At 64.1% G+C, this 16,683-nt stretch carries 12 protein-coding genes; 5 read left to right on the plus strand and 7 right to left on the minus strand.

The features are described from left to right. Positions 1–4 precede the first annotated feature (4 nt). Together CFOUR_RS10370 and CFOUR_RS10375 are read left to right on the plus strand one after the other, a co-directional pair. Positions 5–3,181, plus strand: a complete 3,177-nt coding sequence (locus CFOUR_RS10370) for a type I restriction endonuclease subunit R (RefSeq protein WP_085957594.1) — start codon at positions 5–7, stop codon at positions 3,179–3,181. Next, entirely contained in the window at positions 3,181–3,867 is a 687-nt protein-coding gene (locus CFOUR_RS10375) for a hypothetical protein (protein WP_290179403.1), read from the plus strand. The genes CFOUR_RS10370 and CFOUR_RS10375 overlap by 1 nt, the downstream gene beginning before the upstream one ends. A gap of 27 nt (positions 3,868–3,894) precedes the next feature. On the opposite strand, the gene CFOUR_RS10380 is transcribed toward CFOUR_RS10375, so the two are convergent. From CFOUR_RS10380 to glf, 3 genes are all read right to left on the minus strand, one after another. After that, positions 3,895–5,091, minus strand: a complete 1,197-nt coding sequence (locus CFOUR_RS10380; RefSeq protein ID WP_230471801.1) for an ATP-binding protein — start codon at positions 5,089–5,091, stop codon at positions 3,895–3,897. Between the two features lie 178 nt (positions 5,092–5,269). Beyond that, on the minus strand, positions 5,270–6,859 hold the full coding sequence (locus CFOUR_RS10385) for a cation:proton antiporter (RefSeq protein ID WP_085957597.1): 1,590 nt from the start codon (positions 6,857–6,859) through the stop codon (positions 5,270–5,272). 163 nt (positions 6,860–7,022) lie between these two features. After that, positions 7,023–8,213 (minus strand): UDP-galactopyranose mutase, encoded by a 1,191-nt coding sequence (gene glf / locus CFOUR_RS10390; protein WP_085957598.1) that lies wholly within the window; start codon positions 8,211–8,213, stop codon positions 7,023–7,025. 159 nt (positions 8,214–8,372) lie between these two features. On the opposite strand from glf, the gene CFOUR_RS10395 reads away from it, so the two are divergent. Further along, a complete protein-coding gene (locus CFOUR_RS10395) occupies positions 8,373–10,313 on the plus strand; it encodes an N-acetylmuramoyl-L-alanine amidase (RefSeq protein WP_290179406.1) in 1,941 nt (646 codons plus the stop codon). A gap of 20 nt (positions 10,314–10,333) precedes the next feature. Here the strand turns inward: CFOUR_RS10395 and glpK are convergent, their stop codons facing one another. After that, the gene (glpK, locus tag CFOUR_RS10400; protein WP_085957599.1) at positions 10,334–11,794 is read right to left on the minus strand and encodes a glycerol kinase GlpK; all 1,461 of its coding nucleotides are present in this window, start codon (positions 11,792–11,794) and stop codon (positions 10,334–10,336) included. Between the two features lie 288 nt (positions 11,795–12,082). Between glpK and CFOUR_RS10405 the strand changes: the two genes are divergently transcribed. Continuing rightward, positions 12,083–12,964, plus strand: a complete 882-nt coding sequence (locus CFOUR_RS10405; RefSeq protein ID WP_085957600.1) for a hypothetical protein — start codon at positions 12,083–12,085, stop codon at positions 12,962–12,964. Here the strand turns inward: CFOUR_RS10405 and CFOUR_RS10410 are convergent. The 3 genes from CFOUR_RS10410 to serS are packed head-to-tail and all read right to left on the minus strand — an operon-like array spanning position 12,961 to position 15,870. Then, the gene (locus CFOUR_RS10410) at positions 12,961–13,785 is read right to left on the minus strand and encodes an HAD family hydrolase (RefSeq protein WP_290179410.1); all 825 of its coding nucleotides are present in this window, start codon (positions 13,783–13,785) and stop codon (positions 12,961–12,963) included. The genes CFOUR_RS10405 and CFOUR_RS10410 overlap by 4 nt on opposite strands. Before the next feature lie 4 nt (positions 13,786–13,789). Then, a complete protein-coding gene (locus CFOUR_RS10415) occupies positions 13,790–14,617 on the minus strand; it encodes a lysophospholipid acyltransferase family protein (protein WP_290179412.1) in 828 nt (275 codons plus the stop codon). Next, positions 14,617–15,870 (minus strand): serine--tRNA ligase, encoded by a 1,254-nt coding sequence (gene serS, locus CFOUR_RS10420; RefSeq protein WP_085957601.1) that lies wholly within the window; start codon positions 15,868–15,870, stop codon positions 14,617–14,619. The genes CFOUR_RS10415 and serS overlap by 1 nt, the downstream gene beginning before the upstream one ends. Positions 15,871–15,950: 80 nt before the next feature. Here serS and CFOUR_RS10425 point away from each other — a divergent pair, with 80 nt between their 5' ends. After that, positions 15,951–16,679, plus strand: coding sequence for a GntR family transcriptional regulator (locus CFOUR_RS10425; RefSeq protein WP_085957602.1), 729 nt, complete (start codon positions 15,951–15,953; stop codon positions 16,677–16,679). Positions 16,680–16,683 lie beyond the last annotated feature (4 nt).

Here is a 16,683-nt window from a genome sequence, read left to right on the forward strand (position 1 = left end):
CACCATGGTGTACAGCGAGGCAGCATTCGAAGTAGACGCGCTCGATTTACTCGGCGAGCTCGAGTGGAAGGCCACGAACGGAAGGGAACTCGCACCCGGTAGCGGCGAGCGCGACAACTGGCGCGACATCGTGCTTCGTGGCCGCCTCCTCAACGCCTTGCGCAACCTCAATCCCGAGGTACCGGACGAGTTCCTGCAGCAGGCGATGGCCGAGGTGATTACACCGCAATCGCAGAGCGCGATTGCGGAAAACCGCCGCTTGCACGAGATCTTGGTCGAGGGGTACCGCGGCATCGAGTACTACGACGCCGACGGGAAACGCCAGAACCCGACCATCACCTTCTTTTCCCGCGACCCGTCCAAGAACGACTACATCGCAGCCAACCAGATCACCATCCGGAACCTGGACAAGGAACGGCGATTCGACGTCGTGTTGTACGTCAACGGAATGCCGCTGGCGATTATTGAGCTGAAGCAATCCGGCTCTACGGCAACCGTCGAGAATGCTTACAACCAGCTCCGCACCTACGTTGCAGAGTTCCCAATGACGTTTCGCTTCGCCAACATCGTGGTGGCATCTGATGGCATCGATGCGATTTACGGCACGCCGTTTACTCCGCGGGAGCATTTGAGTACGTGGCGAGTGAACGACGACGGCGAGCCCTTCGAGCAGGGTCCGCTCGTTGTGGTGGACGGCGAGCATATGACCGAGTTCGACATGCTCATGTGGGGCCTGTTCAACGTTGAACGCTTCGGCCAGATCTTCGTGGACTTCACTGCGTTCGACGAGATGGATGGGGAGCTGCGCATGCGTGTGGCAAAACCACACCAGTACTTCGCGGTTGCCAAAGCCGCAGCCAGAACCATCCAAGCTGCCCGCAGCGACAAGAAGGCGGGCGTGGTGTGGCACACCACCGGGTCTGGCAAGTCCATGGAAATGGAGATGTACACCGCGAAGATCATGCGCGATGCGCGGCTTGATTCCCCGACCGTGATCGTGTTGAACGACCGCAACGAGCTGGATAAGCAGCTCTTCGACACATTCTCCGTCTCAACGCTGCTGCCCGAGGACCCCGTCCATATCTCCAGCCGAGAGGACCTGCGCGATCAACTCAGCCAGCGTCAGTCAGGCGGCATCTACTTTGCCACCCTGCAAAAGTTCGGTCTGCAGGGAACGAAGGACAAGCGCGAGCTTGAGCACCCGGTGCTTTCGGAGCGCCACAACGTTGTCGTTATTTCGGACGAAGCGCACCGCTCCCACTACGGCTTCGGTGACACAAACGCGGACGGCTATGCGCATCACCTTCGCACTGCGCTGCCCAACGCCACCATGATCGCTTTCACGGGCACACCGATTGACGAATGGGACCGTAACACCCGCGAGGTCTTCGGCGGGGAGATCGACGTCTACGACATGAACCGCGCCGTGGCGGACGGTGCCGTGGTTCCGGTCTACTTCGAGCCGCGGTTGATCCCGCTCGAGCGCATTCAAGGGATCACTGATGAGGAGATCGACGACGCAGCTGCGGACATTCTCGCAGGGATCGACGACGATCAACGTGAGAAGGTGCAACGCTCCGTTGCTGTGCTGAACACCATTTACGGTTCAGACCAACGCCTTAGCAATCTCGCCCAGGACTTCGTGCGGCACTGGGAGGACCGCCGGGAGAACATGCGCCAGTTCATTGGCGCACCGGGCAAGGCGATGATCGTGGTGCAGACCCGAGACATCGCAGCAAAACTGTACGAGAAGATCATCGAGCTGCGCCCAGAGTGGCACGACGATGACGACCTCAAGGGGAAGATCAAGGTCATCTATTCCGGGGCCGCCTCCGATCCGCCGCACCTGCAAAAGCACATCCGCAACCAAAGCCGGATGGACGCGATCAAGGACCGGATGAAAGACGCCGATGACGACCTAGAGATCGCCATCGTGCAAGGAATGATGCTCACCGGCTTCGACGCTCCCCCGCTGCACACGCTCTACCTGGACCGTCCACTGAAAAGCGCGCTGCTCATGCAGACGCTCGCCCGCGTGAACCGCAAGTTCCGTCAAAAGGAAAGTGGGCTGTTGGTGGCGTACGCGCCGCTGATCGACAATCTCCAGGCAGCCATCGCCGAGTTCACAAAGAGCTCATCCGCCGACGATGAAAAGGTGATCGGCCAAACCATCGAGGAAGCGTTGGTGATCGTTCGCGGATTCGTCGAGAAGCTCAATGCCCTCTCCGGCGAGGAATGGCGCGCACTCGAAGCCGCAGGCGAGCAACGCCAAGCACGCCTGCAGTTGCTGGCCAAATTGCGCAATCCGCACACGGTTGATGAGAACGGGCGTTACCCGCTGGCAAGGGAATTCACCTCGACCGCCGGCAAGTTGGCCAGGTCGTGGGCGCTTGCGTCCGGGAGCCCGAATGCCAACGAGTACCGCTCCGACGTTCGGTTCTACTCGGACGTGCGCAACCAGCTGATCAAGATGGAAGCCGACGATCGCCGAGCTAACGGGGAGCCGCTGAGCGAGGAGATCATCACCTTGCTCAGCCAACTCGTCGTGGAGTCCACGGCATCCTCGCAGGTGATCGACGTCTACGGTGAGATCGGCCGAGAGCTCCCCAACTTGCAGGACCTGAACATCGAGGCACTCAAACTTAAGTCCAGGGACGAATCCGAGACTGCATTGCTTATCGACGCCCTCCGGCGCGCCCTCCTCCAAGAATCCCGCAACGCCACGGGCAACAACGAGGTAAGAGCGAAGCAGTTCTCCGAGCGCATCCGCGAGCTGATGAACCGCTACACCAACCAGCAACTCACCTCGGCGGAAGTGATCGCCGAACTCATCGAACTGTCCAAGGAAATCGTCGCGGAGAGCAACCGTGGCGAACAGTTCAGCCCGCCGCTGAGCAATGACGAGCTCGCGTTCTACGACGTGATGGCCACCAACGGGTCTGCCGGTGAAGCGCTCGAAGACGACGTTCTGGCGCAGATCGCCCGCGAACTCGTGACTGCCCTTCGGCGCGACGCGAAAACGGACTGGACAGTGCGCGACGACGTCCGCGCCAAACTGCGCCGCTCCATCAGAACCCTACTGCGTAAGCACAAGTACCCACCAGAGAAACGCAACGAGGCCGTCGTCCTCGTTCTCGAACAGATGGAGCGTTTCGCACCTCGATGGTCCGAGGCGGCGTGATGGATTTTCACCGTGAGTTTCCTGTTCCTCCCTCAGACATCCATGGATATGAAACGCTGATGACTTCTGTTGCCAGACGGCTGCTTGAGGCACAGACTCTTTGCGATGGGGCCCAGGATGAACGGGATGTCATGTACTCCGCTCTACAGATCAGAATGGCAATCGAAGAGACCGGTTATGCGTCATTCGTGGGGAACCGATCCTTCCTCGCTTCGGTGGTAAGGCGAGATCCTAAAAAGTGGAAGGACGTTCGCAATCAGTTACGCAAACTTAATGCCAGTTACTGGCCTGTTGGCTACATAGAGTTGGAGGATTTCGGCACAGGCGAATTGTGGTTAGAGAACCGTGACGCAATATCTGAGGAAGAAAGCGTTAAGGAATGGGGTCGCCTTAGCCGTATCCTCCACGCAAATCCCCTCTCGAATGAGCATGTCAACTGGAAAAAGGAACTCGATTACCAGCGCGATCTTCTCGAGAGATTCGTCAGCCTAATAACCAAGCACTTCGTCAAACTCCACGATCAGCCATTCACTTTTGCCTGTGAGCTCAACCACGAGAGAGTGCGTATCATTGGGTACCGCGACGATGATCGTCTTTTAACAGCTGTCGGAGAAATTGCAAGATACCAATTCAGAAGTGGAGATCTTGCTTTTGCGGAGAGAGCCTTTACCCCCCGCCCTCTTTGACGCCCTTTAGAACGTGTTTCTCAGCTACTACGGCCCCAGCGCCCCGATAGGAATCACTGAGACACCATCGTTCCGGCGGAGCGCTGGGCCACCGGAGGTGATCACCACCAATGCTGGGTCGTCCTCGAGGTGGCCGGCGAACCGTTTGAGGGTGTCTGCCGCATGCTCAATCACCTCTGGGGTGTAGCCCAGTTTTACCTCGACCAGCACATCCCGGCCGCCGACGTTCGCGACCGCGTCGACCTCCAGCTTCGTGTTGAGCCGGGCGTGATACACCGTTCTGCCCGTGAACGCACGTAGTTCGTGAACCACAAGTGACTCAAAAAGTTGGCCGAAGTAAGCCGGATCCCGAAGTAGATGCTCCGGCCCACGATCCAGCGCCGCCATAGCAAAGGAGGGGTCGGCCAAATGGCGCTTCGGCGCTTTCCTCAACGTCGCTTTGGAGCGCAGGTGCGTGAACCAGGCAGGCTGATCCACAGAGACGAAAATGCTCGCCAGGGCATCGAGATAGCCCCGTGTTGTTTCCCGTGAGGTATCGGAGTCGGTGGCGATGGTTTGCAGCTCCAGCTCGGTGCCCACACCACGAGCTAATGAGCGGATCATTCGCCGCACTCGCTCTGAATCACGATTCACTCTGCCAGGGGCGTGGACATCCACGGCCGCAACGGTTTGTACGTAGTCTCGGACGTTTTCAAGCGCATCTTCAAACGGGAGACCAACGTTGTAAGGAAGGCCACCCCGGCACACTCGTTCCGCCAGCTGCGGCAGTGTTAACGCTGGTGCCGAAAACGGCAACGGGTCCCCTGCAACTGCCGCGGCAAGCGAAACCGACCCATCCGATTCTCCGGTTTCAAAAAGGGTCATCGTCGACATCGTCATTCGTGCGAACCGGCCGGCACCCGAGTGGTTCGTTGCGTTCGCCCCGGGGGCCGTGGAACCGGTGAAGATGAACTGCCCCTTCGCCTGACGCTCGTCAATGGCGTGCCGCGCGAAATCCCATAGTCTCGGCTGCAACTGCCATTCGTCGATGAGGCGCGGCGTGGCACCTTCGAGCAGCAGCCGCGGGTCATTATCCATAGCGAGAGTGACGCCAGGGTCCGTTTCTACGTTAAGAAAACTCGCAGCTTGCTGTTTTGCCGTTTCAGTTTTCCCGCAGCCTTTCGGCCCCTGAATAAGGACACCGCCCTGCCTGCGGAGCGATCGTTCCAATTCAGCATCTGCCAACCTTGGAATATACCCATTTTCCATACCGCTGCATATTACCAGCTAAACGATTTAGGTTGGCGTTTTGAAAACGACTTGGTTGGCGTTTTGAAAACAGATTGCTTGGCGTTTTGAAAGCGATCCGCTTGGCATTTTGAAAACGGGGCGGGCCGGTGGTTCGTCGATAGGCAAAAGCCCCTTACTTCGGCTCCCACAAGCTACTCGGGCCGGTGAGGGCCTTGCGGTCGCGCGCGAGAATGAGACGGTCCAAGTCAGCGAGCACCGCGTCGACATCGGACGGGTTATACCGGCGCTCGCGCCGCGCCCGCTGCAGCTCGCGGCTGGCGGCGCGCAAGGCAACCTCCTGCATCTGCACCGCACCAGCGCGGGCCCGCAGAAACGCCTCCTTGCGTTCCTCGGAGCCCTCCGGATCCTGCAAGCGCTGCTCAGCAAACGAGTCCAGCCACTCCTGCACCATCTTGTACGCCTCAGGCTGGTACTCCTCACCGTGTTCGCGCACCGCCTTACGCGCAGCCGCGTACGCCCGCTGGTTCAGCTCCTCGAGCGCCTTGTCGGCGCCAGGCCCGTTTTGCAGGTCAAGCTTGTCCACGAGCCAAGGGAGCAACAGCCCCGGCACCACCATCGTGCAAGTGAGCACGGTCAGCGCGATGACCGACAGTTCGTGGTGGTAGCTCGTCGCCGACGCCGGAATTGCCAGCACCAGCGCCAGCGTGACCAGTCCGCGCATGCCCGCCCACGCCATGAGCAGGACCTCCTGCAGCCGTAGCGGGGAGACGTTCGTTCGGCGCTTTTTCTCGTTGAGCTTGTACAGCACCCACATCCACACGAAGCGCACCGCAAACGCGATGACGGACAGGACAACGCCCACCTGCACCGCCTGCCAGATGTGCGTGCCCGCGGTGTCCAGCGCGTCGCGCACGCTCATGCCGATCAGGCCGAACGCCACGCCGGTAAACAGCAGCTCCACGGTTTCCCAGAAGGAGTGGCCGGTCAGGCGGTCTTCTGCGGTCATGGTGGAGCGCGAGGACATCTCCACCGCGGCGATAACAATCGCGATGACGCCGGAAGCGTGGATGGCCTCGCAGCCTGCGTAGATGGCGAACGGAAGTACCCAGGTAAACGCTGTGCGGATCACGGAATCGGGCACGGAGTTGGCGAAGACAGCGGCCAACCTGCCCACAACCAGGCCGATCAGCACCGCGGCGATGGCGGCGTAGAGGAACTGCAACACGCCCTTGCCAAAGTCGACCTCGCCGTGCGCGACCGCGGCCGCCATCGCGACGTTGAAGGTCACGATGGAGGCGGCGTCGTTGAACAGCCCCTCCGTCTGCAGCGTGCCGGTGATGCGCTTCGGGATGCCGGCCGGGCCCGCCACCGCATCCACGGCCACCGGGTCCGGCGGGGCAATCGCGGCGGCGAGCACCATCGCGGTGGCCAGGCTGAGCCCCGGCAGCATCCACATCGCCGTGGCGGTCAGCGCGGCGATGGTGAGGAACACCAGGATGATCGACATGGTCAGCACCACGTTGAGTTGCGAGCCGATCTGCCCCCAGCTCGTGCGCCGGGCCAGCGACCACAGCAGCGGCGGCAGGAAGATCGGCAGAATCAGGTGCGGATCAATGGACACCGTGTCGATGCCCGGAATGAAAATCACCGGCGCGACCACCACGGTCAGAAGCGCCGGCCAAGGCAGGCCGGTGCGTTCACCTACCGCGGCGACAAGGACGGTGGCGAGCAGTAATCCGATAAGTGCTATGAAAGTTCCCACGCTGGGCTAGTTTACGGCGCGTCGTGGGCAGCGCCAGGCGCCCCGGGGCTACACCGCCGGACAACGGATCCAGCTATCAGGACCCAGCTATTCGCTTCCAGGAGCCGATTAGCTGGGTCTTAGTAGCTGGATCCGCGAAAAATGGAGCAGACTGTAGCCAACCCTAGTGCCCGCGCGGCTGGCTCAGCGGCTCGCCGGCCTCGAAGAACGGGCGCAGCTGGTTGTCAAACAGGGTCAGCGCGGCGGCGATGGCCATGTGCATGTCCAGGTACTGGTAGGTGCCCAACCGGCCGCCGAACAGGACGTTGTTCTGCTCGGATTCTTCGGCCGCGAGGCGTCGATAGGCTTCCAGCTTCTCGCGGTCCTCCGGGGTGTTGATCGGGTAGTAGACCTCGTCGTCGTCTTCCGCGAAGCGGGAGTACTCCTTCACAATCACCGTCTTATCGGACGGGTACTCGGAGCGCTCCGGGTGGAAGTGGCGGAACTCGTGGATACGGGTGTACGGCACGTCCGCGTCGTTGTAGTTCATCACCGGGGTGCCCTGGAAGTCGCCGATCTCGAGCACTTCCTGCTCGAAGTCGAGGGTGCGCCAGCCCAGGCGACCCTCGGCGTAGTCGAAGTACTGGTCCAGAGGGCCGGTGTAAACCACCGGCGCGTCCGGGTTCTCGGCGCGGACCTCGGAAGCGACGGCGAACCAGTCGGTGTTCGTGCGGACGTCGATAAGCTCATGCTCCGCCATCTTCTCCAGCCAGGCGGCGTAGCCGTCGACGGGCAGGCCCTCGTAGGTGTCGTTGAAGTAGCGGTTGTTGAAGGTGTAGCGCACCGGCAGCCGCGAGATGATCTCCGGCGGCAGGTCGGTGGGGTCGGTCTGCCACTGTTTGGCGGTGTAGTGCTTCACAAACGCGTCGTAGAGCGGCTTGCCGATGAGCGCGATGCCGCGCTCCTCCAGGTTCGTCGCGGCCGCGGGGTCGAGGCCTTCGCGCTGCTCCTCGATGAGCTTTTTCGCCTCTTCCGGCGAGTAGTAGCGGCCGAAGAACTGGTTGATCAGGCCGAGCCCCATGGGGAACTGGTAGGCGGTGCCGTCGTGCATCGCGAAGACGCGGTGCTGGTAATCCGTGAAGTCTGTGAACCGGTTGACGTATTCCCACACCCGCTCGTTGGAGGTGTGGAACAGGTGGGCGCCGTACTTGTGCACCTCAATCCCCGTTTCCGGCTCGTTTTCGCTGTATGCGTTGCCGCCGATGTGGCTGCGCTTTTCCACCACCAGCACGCGTTTGCCCAGCTCGCTCGCCGCCTGCTCGGCCACGGTGAGGCCGAAGAAACCCGATCCAACAACAATGAGGTCGTATGCCATGAGGCCTATTTTCGCACAGTTGCCTATCGACGGAGCTCCGCCGCGACACGCCACAGAAGTCTCAAGTCTTTCTTGAGGCTTGAACTTGCACTACACTTCGTTTCTGTCACATTTGCCACTACTTTCGCAGTGAACGCCAAGAACCCCAGGAGTATTACTGTGCAGCAACGTCGCAGCATTCAGGGCGGCGCGGCCCACCCCGCCCGGGCCGCGATCATGCCCGTGATCGTGTCCGTCCTCCTCGTCACAGCACTCGTTGCCGCCAACGCATTCAGCGGCAATCGCATCCTGCAGGTGCAGTCCCTCGGCGCAGGCGCCCCGGAGGTCTACACCACCACCTCATCGTTCGCTTCCGGCGACAACATCACCGTCGACGACGCCGCCATCCGCACCCAGGGCGGCGAAGAAGACCACGTGCGCCGCGTGGTCAAGGAGTTCACCAACGACCGCGAGTTCTCCATCGTGGGCCTGACCTGGACCGGCGACCGGGATGTCGCCGCGTACGTGCGCTCCCAAAAGGCCGACGGCGCCTGGTCCGAGTGGTTCGAGATGGACCCGGCAGACCCGCAGGCGGGCTCCGACAAGTTCGGCACCGAGCCGATCTACGTCGGCCGCACTAAGCGCATCCAGGTCTCCACCGGCAACGTGGACCTGCTTGAAGGCGGCCGCGCCGCCTCCGACGCCCCCACCACCGCCAACGACATCGAAGCCGTGTTCCTGGACGGCGGCACCGGCACCGCGCAAGGCGGCATCCAGCCGGTCGCCGATTCCTACACCCGCGGCATGCCCGAGGTAGTCACCCGCGCGCAGTGGGGCGCCGGCCGCAGCAGCACCCCGTACTACTCCGAGCCCACCACCGCCGCTACCGTGCACCACACGGCCGGTTCCAACAACTACTCCGAGGCCGAGGCACCGGGCATCGTGCGCGGCATCTGGAACTACCACACCAACAACCTGGGCTGGGGCGACATCGGCTACCACGCGCTCGTCGATAAGTACGGCAACATCTACGAAGGCCGCGCCGGCGGCATGGACCGCGGCCCGCAGGGCGCGCACGTCGGCTCCTTCAACCAGAACACCTGGGGCGTGTCCATGCTGGGCGACTACCAGCAGGCAGAGCCGACCCCGGCCGCGCTGCGCGCGATGGGCGATATCATCGGCTGGAAGGCCGCCCAGGCAGGCTTCGACCCCACCGGCTCCAGCTACCACGTCGCCGAGGGCAACTTCCGCGGTTCCAAGTACGCCGCCGGCCAGGGCGCGATGTTCAGCAACATCAACGCCCACCGCGACTTCCACTACAACACCTGCCCGGGCGACAACCTGTACTCCAAGCTGCCCATGATCCGGGCAGCCGCCTCCCTGAAGTACCGCACGCTGCGCTCCGGCAACGATTCCGGGTCGCTGTTCGGCGAATGGGGCAAGGAGTCGACCACCGCGTCCGCAACCGCCACCACGACGCCCACCAGCACCGCGCCGGCCACCAACACCGCGCCGGCGGATCCGAACGTGCAGACCACCGTCGTCACCGCAACGCCGACGCGCCAGTCGGCGTCCGTCGACGACACCTTGACCGCACTGTCCTCCGGCGACCCCACCGCGATCGCCACCGTGGCTGGCACCGCAATCGGCCTGGTCTTGCTCTACCTGGCCGCCCAGGACAAGCTGCCCACGGTAAGCACCAAAGGCGACGTGCAGATCTTCGAGGGTCTGACGCTGGAGCAGGCCGCCGGGCTGGCGAAGCAGATCAGCCCCGCGGTCGCGCCCACCCTCAACGCCTTCGGCGCCGAAAACGCCGCGCAGGTCTGGACCTCGCTCGAGCCCACCCTGGGCAAGATCGTCGCCGGCGTGGGCGGCCCGACCGGACCGGCAGTGACCCTCTACTCAAACGGCGTGGGTGCCCGCAACAAGGAGGGCGAGATCATCGCGCTGGTGGGCAAGATCGCCGAGGCCTGGCTGCAGCAGGGCCTGGACGCTGGCCCGCTGGGCATGCCGGTAAGCCAGCAGTTCAACCCCACCGCCGACACCGTGCGCGTGGACTTCGAAGGTGGCTTCATCACCTACAACCCGTCCACCAACGCCGTGGACATCAACGCCCGCTAGGCCCCCTCGCAAGCTCGGGCCTAGGCTAGATCCAAGCAGCGGGCGACCGCGTCCTCCCACGCGGCAATGAGCCGGTCCCTGTCGGGGCCGGCCATTTCGCCTTCCCAGGTCGTCGGGGTGCCGAGCGTGAGCGGCTCGTCGAGAAGCGAAATGCCCATGCCCGCCGCCGACGCCGCCCCCATCACCGTCGTCTCGGTGTTGGCGGGACGCTCCACGCTGATGCCGAGGATGTCCGCCTGCATCTGCATGAGCAGATCATTCGTGGTCATGCCGCCGTCCACCTTGAGCGCGGTCGGCTCGCCTCCCATCGCGCACACCACCTCGCGCGCCTGCAGGCAGGTCGCCTCCAGCGCCGCGCGAGCAATGTGCCGCTTATCGACGAACCTGGTCAACCCCACGATCACCCCACGCGCATCGGGGCGCCACCGCGGCGCGAACAACCCCGAAAATGCCGGCACGATCACCACTCCCCCACTGTCGTCCACCTGCGAGGCGAGCGTCTCGGATTCCGCGGCGGTTGCAAGCAGGCCCAGCTGGTCGCGCAACCACTGAATCAACGACCCGCCCACGGCTACCGAGCCCTCCTGCGCGTACACCGGCGGCTGCCCCTCGATTTGGTATGCCACCGTGGTCAGCAGCCCACTGTCGCTGAACTTCGGCGTGCGACCGGTATTGAGCAGCATGAACAGGCCCGTGCCGTAGGTCATCTTCGCATCGTTTTCGCGAAGTCCGCCCTGGCCGAACAGCGCCGCCTGCTGGTCACCCAACACGCCTGTGATCGGCACACCCGCCAACGGGCCCCGGCGGCGAATCGTGCCGAACTCGCCCACCGACGGGCGGATCTCGGGGAGGATTTGGCGGGGGATGCGAAGCTCGTCGCAAAGCTTGTTGTCCCATTGCAGCGTTTCCAAATCCATCAGCAGCGTGCGCGATGCGTTGGTCACGTCGGTCAAGTGCACCGCCCGCTCTGGCTCCTTCGCGCCGCCGGTGAGGTTCCAGATCAGCCACGTATCAATCGTGCCCGCCAGCAGCTCGCCGTTTTCCGCGCGCTCCCGGGCGCCCGCGACGTTGTCCAGAATCCACGCCCACTTCGGCGCCGCCGGGTACGAGTTGTGCAGCAGCCCCGTCTTGCGCAGGTACTTGGCCGGATCACCCTCGTGGTTGGTGCGCGTGTCCTGCCACACGATCGCGTTGTAGATCGGCTTGCCAGTTGCCTTGTCCCAGATCACGGCCGTTTCGCGCTGATTGGTCACACCGAGGGCGTCGATGTCCTGCTCGCTGATGTCCTTGTCCGCCAGCGCCTCGCTCAGCGCCCGGCGCGTGTTGCGCCAGATCTCCATCGGGTCGTGCTCCACCCAGCCCTTCCGCGGCATGTGCTGGGCGTGCTCGTACTGCGTTTGCGCGATGACCTTGCCGTCGGTGCGCGTGATGCACACGCGTGTCGACGTCGTGCCCTGGTCAATCGCCGCAATCAAAGCCATGCGCGCGATTCTATCGGGGCGGGGTGCGCCGGCCCTGCACGGCAGAGCCGGCGGGGTTGGAACGCGGCATCTGCCGGACTGAGGCGTCTGCCGGAGGCTCGTCGTATAGCAGCGCGGCGGGGGCGCTATACGATCAACACCTTGTTGCAACTCACATTCATTATCACCTGGGCAAACGCGAACGAGTTGTGCGGATCGTATAGCAGCACCCCCGCCCCCGCTATACGATCTTCATCCCCGGCGCATCTCGCGTGGACGCATCCCGCCTCGCGTGCGATACTCCCGCCCATGGGGGGAATTGCAAAGAAACGCCAGGCTGAGCTGGATCTGATCACGCAGGTCGCAGCCCAGTGCAAGACATCTGTGATAACCGGCCCGGCGGCGGCGCGCTGGCTCGGGTTGTCCACGCTCAATTGGGTGACCGCCGTGGACCTGGCTCTTCCGGGCGAAGCGCGGTCGTGGGGGAAGAAGTATCCGGACAGGGTCTACCGCGACGGCCTCCTGCGCGAGCAGGAGTTTCTCGTGCACAACGGCGTCCGCACGGCCACCGCCATCCGCGCGATGTTCGATTCCTTCCGCTACCACGGCCGCATGGAAGCCCTGGTACAGATTGAATCTGCCCGGTTCAAGCACGAGCACCTGAGCATTGACTACCTGCTGGCCAAGACGGAAGTGTTGCCTCGCGCGCGGGGGTTGAAGTCGTTTAGGCAGCTCATCGGGTACTCCTCCGACACCTCCGCCAGCGCGTTGGAGACTCGTCTGCGCCACCGCCTCCTTCGGGCCGTGGAAACGGGCCAGCTCACGGGGGTGGAAAGCCTGGAGTTCCAGGTCGGTTTCCAGATCGTCGACGAACACGGTTGGCCCACGGTGGCTTGGGCGGATGCACTCATCAACGGCTTCCTCGTGCTTGAGGCGGACGGGCGGGAGAAGACGAGCGGGGAGATGGGCGATGCGGCAGATGCTTTACGACGTGAACGTCACCGCGAAACCCAACTCCAAAACCGCGGCGCGACGGTGCGCCGCGCGGGGTGGGACGCTACGTCGTGGGGCGGGTTGATCGCCGAGCTACAGCGGTTGATCAACCACCAACCCGGGGTGCACCAGCTGCCCAACCGGATGGACGTGCGGTACCGCCAGTGGCTGGCAGGGCTTGAGCGCCGCGCGGGTTAGAACCAGCGCTCGAGCACCCGCGCAACACCGTATTCGTCGTTGGTTGCGGTGACGTGGTCGGCGGCGTCGCGCAGCACGTCCTTGGCGTTTCCCATGGCCACCCCGAGGCCGGCCCAGCGCAGCAGCTCGAGGTCGTTGGGCATGTCGCCGAACGCGATGGCCTCGGCGGCGGTCACGCCGTAGAGCTCAGCGAGGTAGGTCGCGCCGGCGGCTTTGTTCACGCCGGGGCAGGACACCTCGAGCAGGCCTTCGTCCATGGAGTAGGTCACGTGCGCCAGTATCGGGTCGATGTGCGGAGCGATGAGCTCGTACATCTGCGCCGAGGTCATGGCGGAGCAGCGCACCAGAAGCTTTGCGGCGGGCTGGCTGATCAGGGTGGGGGTGTCGGCGACGCCGAAGCAGCTGTCCCACGCGTCGCGGTTGTACTCGGGGGTGATGATGAAGCATTCCTCTTCCGGGTCCAGCGCGGAGGAGCCGACGCGCTCCACGCCGTAGCCGTGCGCGACCCCGGCGAGCACGCGTTCCGCCACGTCGACGACCTCGGCCATCGCGGACGGGGCGAGTTCAAAGGCGTGGATGACGCGGTCTTCGGCCGGGTCGTAGACCACCGCCCCGTTCGCGCACACGCACACCGGCGCGATCGGCAGCTGCTCCAAAACGGGCAGCAGCCAGCGGTGCGGCCGCCCCGTGGCCAGGCCGAAGTGGACCCCGGACGCCACGGCGCGGGACACCACGCCGCGCAGTCGCTCGCTCACACGGCCGGCGGAGGTGATAAACGTGCCGTCGATGTCCGAGATAATCAGGCGTGGGGCGGCGTTCACGGCGTCACTTCCTGCGCTTTTTCGCTTCGCGCTCGGCGCGTTCGCGGGCGTAAATTTTCTCGGCCTCGGCGATGGTCGGGGCGGTGCCGCCGAGGGCGACCGGCATCCACGCCTCGCAGGCACCGTCGGTGTGGAGGGAGGCGTATTCGTTCCGTGAGGCGTCGAGAAGCAATTGCATCTGCCGCTTGAGCTCGGCGGTGTCCGCCTCCGCGTCGCCGGTGAGCGCGACGGGCTCGCCGTAGCGCACGATCACGGGGACGTTGCGGAAGTGCTTGGGCAGGTCCTTGGTCCAGATGCGCTGCGAGCCCCAGATCACGCACGGGATCAGCGGCACACCAGCCTGGTGGGAGATGCGGGCGGCACCGGTTTTGAAGTGGGCGAGCTCGAAGGAACGCGAAATGGTCGCCTCTGGGAAGATGCCCACCAGGTTGCCTTCGCGCAGCATGCTCACCGCAGGGGCGATCGAGTCGGCGCCGCGGGCGCGATCGACGGGCACGTGCTTCATTATCTTCAGCAGCTGGCCCAGCACCGGAACGTCGAAGACGGCCTTTTTGGCCATGAAGCGCACCAGGCGGTCCCCGTGCAGGTAGGGTCCGGTGCCCAGGAGGATGAAGTCGGCGTAGCCGGTGTGGTTGCCAGCGAGCATCGCGCCGCCTTCCGCCGGGATGTTTTCGGCGCCGATGACCGTGACATCGATGTTCGCGGCGCGCATGAGGCGCCGCGCGAACCCCACAAAGCCCTGATAGAACCGCTCGACGGCCTCATCGCGGTTGGCGGCGATGCCTTCGTAGAGCCGCGGGACGGTAAAGCCGCGGTACCGGCGGGTATCCATTACGGCGCAAGCACTTCCTTACCCACCCACGGGCGGAGCGCCTCGGGCACGCGCACGGAGCCGTCCGCCTGCTGGTTGTTTTCCAGGATGGCCACCAGCCAGCGGGTGGTGGCCAGGGTGCCGTTGAGGGTGGCGGCGGTTTGGGTCTTGCCGTTTTCGTCGCGGTAGCGCGTCTGCAGGCGGCGGGCCTGGAAGGTGGTGCAGTTCGACGTCGAGGTCAGCTCGCGGTAAGTGCCTTGCGACGGCACCCACGCCTCCGTGTCAAACTTGCGGGCTGCAGAGGAACCGAGGTCGCCGGCGGCGACGTCGATGATGCGGTACGGCACCTCCACGGCGGCAAGCATGTCGCGCTCCAGACCGAGCAGCTTCTGGTGCATCGCCTCGGCGTCTTCCGGCTTGCAGTAAGCGAACATTTCCAGTTTGTCGAACTGGTGGACGCGCAGGATGCCCTTCGTGTCCTTGCCGTAGGAGCCTGCCTCGCGGCGGAAGCAGGAGGACCAGCCGGCGTAGAGCAGGGGCCCGTCGGACAGGTCGATGATCTCGTCCTGGTGCAGGCCGGCCAGGGCCACCTCGGAGGTACCCACCAGGTACATGTCGTCGCGCTCGAGGTAGTAGATCTCCTCGTCGTGCGCGTCGAGGAAGCCGGTGCCCTGCATCACTTCGGGGCGCACCAGCACCGGCGGGATCATCACCTTGAAGCCGGCCTCGCGCGCCTTCTGGGCGGCGAGCATGAGCATGCCCAGCTGCATCCAGGCACCGTCGCCGGCGAGGTAGTAAAAGCGCGCGCCGCCGACCTTGGTGCCGCGCTTCATGTCGATGATGCCGAGTGCTTCGCCCAGGTCCAGGTGGTCTTTGACCTCGAAGTCGAACTCGGGGACCTCGCCGACGTGCTCGAGGACCACGAAGTCTTCCTCGCCGCCAGCCGGAGCGCCTTCGACGATGTTGGCGATGGAGTACTGCAGCTTGTTCAGATTCTCCGCCGCCTCAGCTTCTGCAGCCTCGGCCTCCTTCACACGCGCCTTGAGCTCGTTGGAGCCTTCCAGCAGCGCCGGGCGATCCTCGGGCGCGGCTTGGCCGATCTTCTTGCCAAACGCCTTCTGCTCCGAACGCAGTTCATCGGCGGCTTGGATAGCGGCGCGGCGCGCCTCGTCGGCGGCCAGCAACTCGTCTACAAGCGCAGGGTCTTCGCCGCGAGCTCGCTGGGATTCGCGGACGGCCTCAGGGTTTTCGCGCACACGCTTCAGATCAATCACGCTTGTTCACCTTACCTTGTATCCCCGCGGCGCCGGGGCACAACAGCATCCGGTCATAACCAGTGCGCTATGGTGGGCGTATGCTCCCTCCGATCACAGACGGCCCCGTGCCCAAGCACGAGCAGCTCCGCTCGATCCTGGAAACCCGCATCGCCGCGGAGTTTGCCCCGGGCGACCCGCTGCCGGGCGAGCGGGCGCTGGAGGAGGAATACGGCGTCTCCCGCATTACGGTCCGGCGCGCGATCGGGGACTTGGTTGCGGCGGGCCGTCTGCGCCGCGTGCGCGGCAAGGGCACGTTCGTCGCCCCGGCACCGTTGGTGAGCCGGCTGCACTTGGCCAGTTTTTCCGACGAGATGCGGGCGCAGCGCGTTGAGGCGTCCTCACGCATCCTGCTGTCCGAGCGCACCACCCCGCCGGAGGCGGTCGCGCAGTTTTTCGGCACCGCGCCCAACACCACCCACATCCGCCTGCGCAGGCTGAGGCTTGGCGACGGCGAACCGTACGCCGTCGATGACGCCTGGTACAACGCCGTACTCGTGCCGGACCTTCTGGAAAACGACGTGTACCACTCCGTGTACACCCTGCTGGACAAGCATTACGGGCTGGGAGTGACAGAAGCGGAGCAGACCGTCACGGCCGTCACAGCAGGCCCGGATAACGCCCCGTTGCTGGATGTTTCGCCGGATACCGCGCTGCTGCACATTGTCCGTTATGCCCGGTCAGGGGCGCACAACGTGGAGTTTTGTTCCTCGGTCTACCGCACGGACCGCTACCGGCTGACTACTCGGGTCGCGCGAGAAGTGGAATAATGGG

Origin of the sequence: Corynebacterium fournieri (assembly GCF_030408775.1) — a bacterium.
In the GTDB taxonomy this organism is placed as follows: Bacteria; Actinomycetota; Actinomycetes; order Mycobacteriales; family Mycobacteriaceae; genus Corynebacterium; species Corynebacterium fournieri.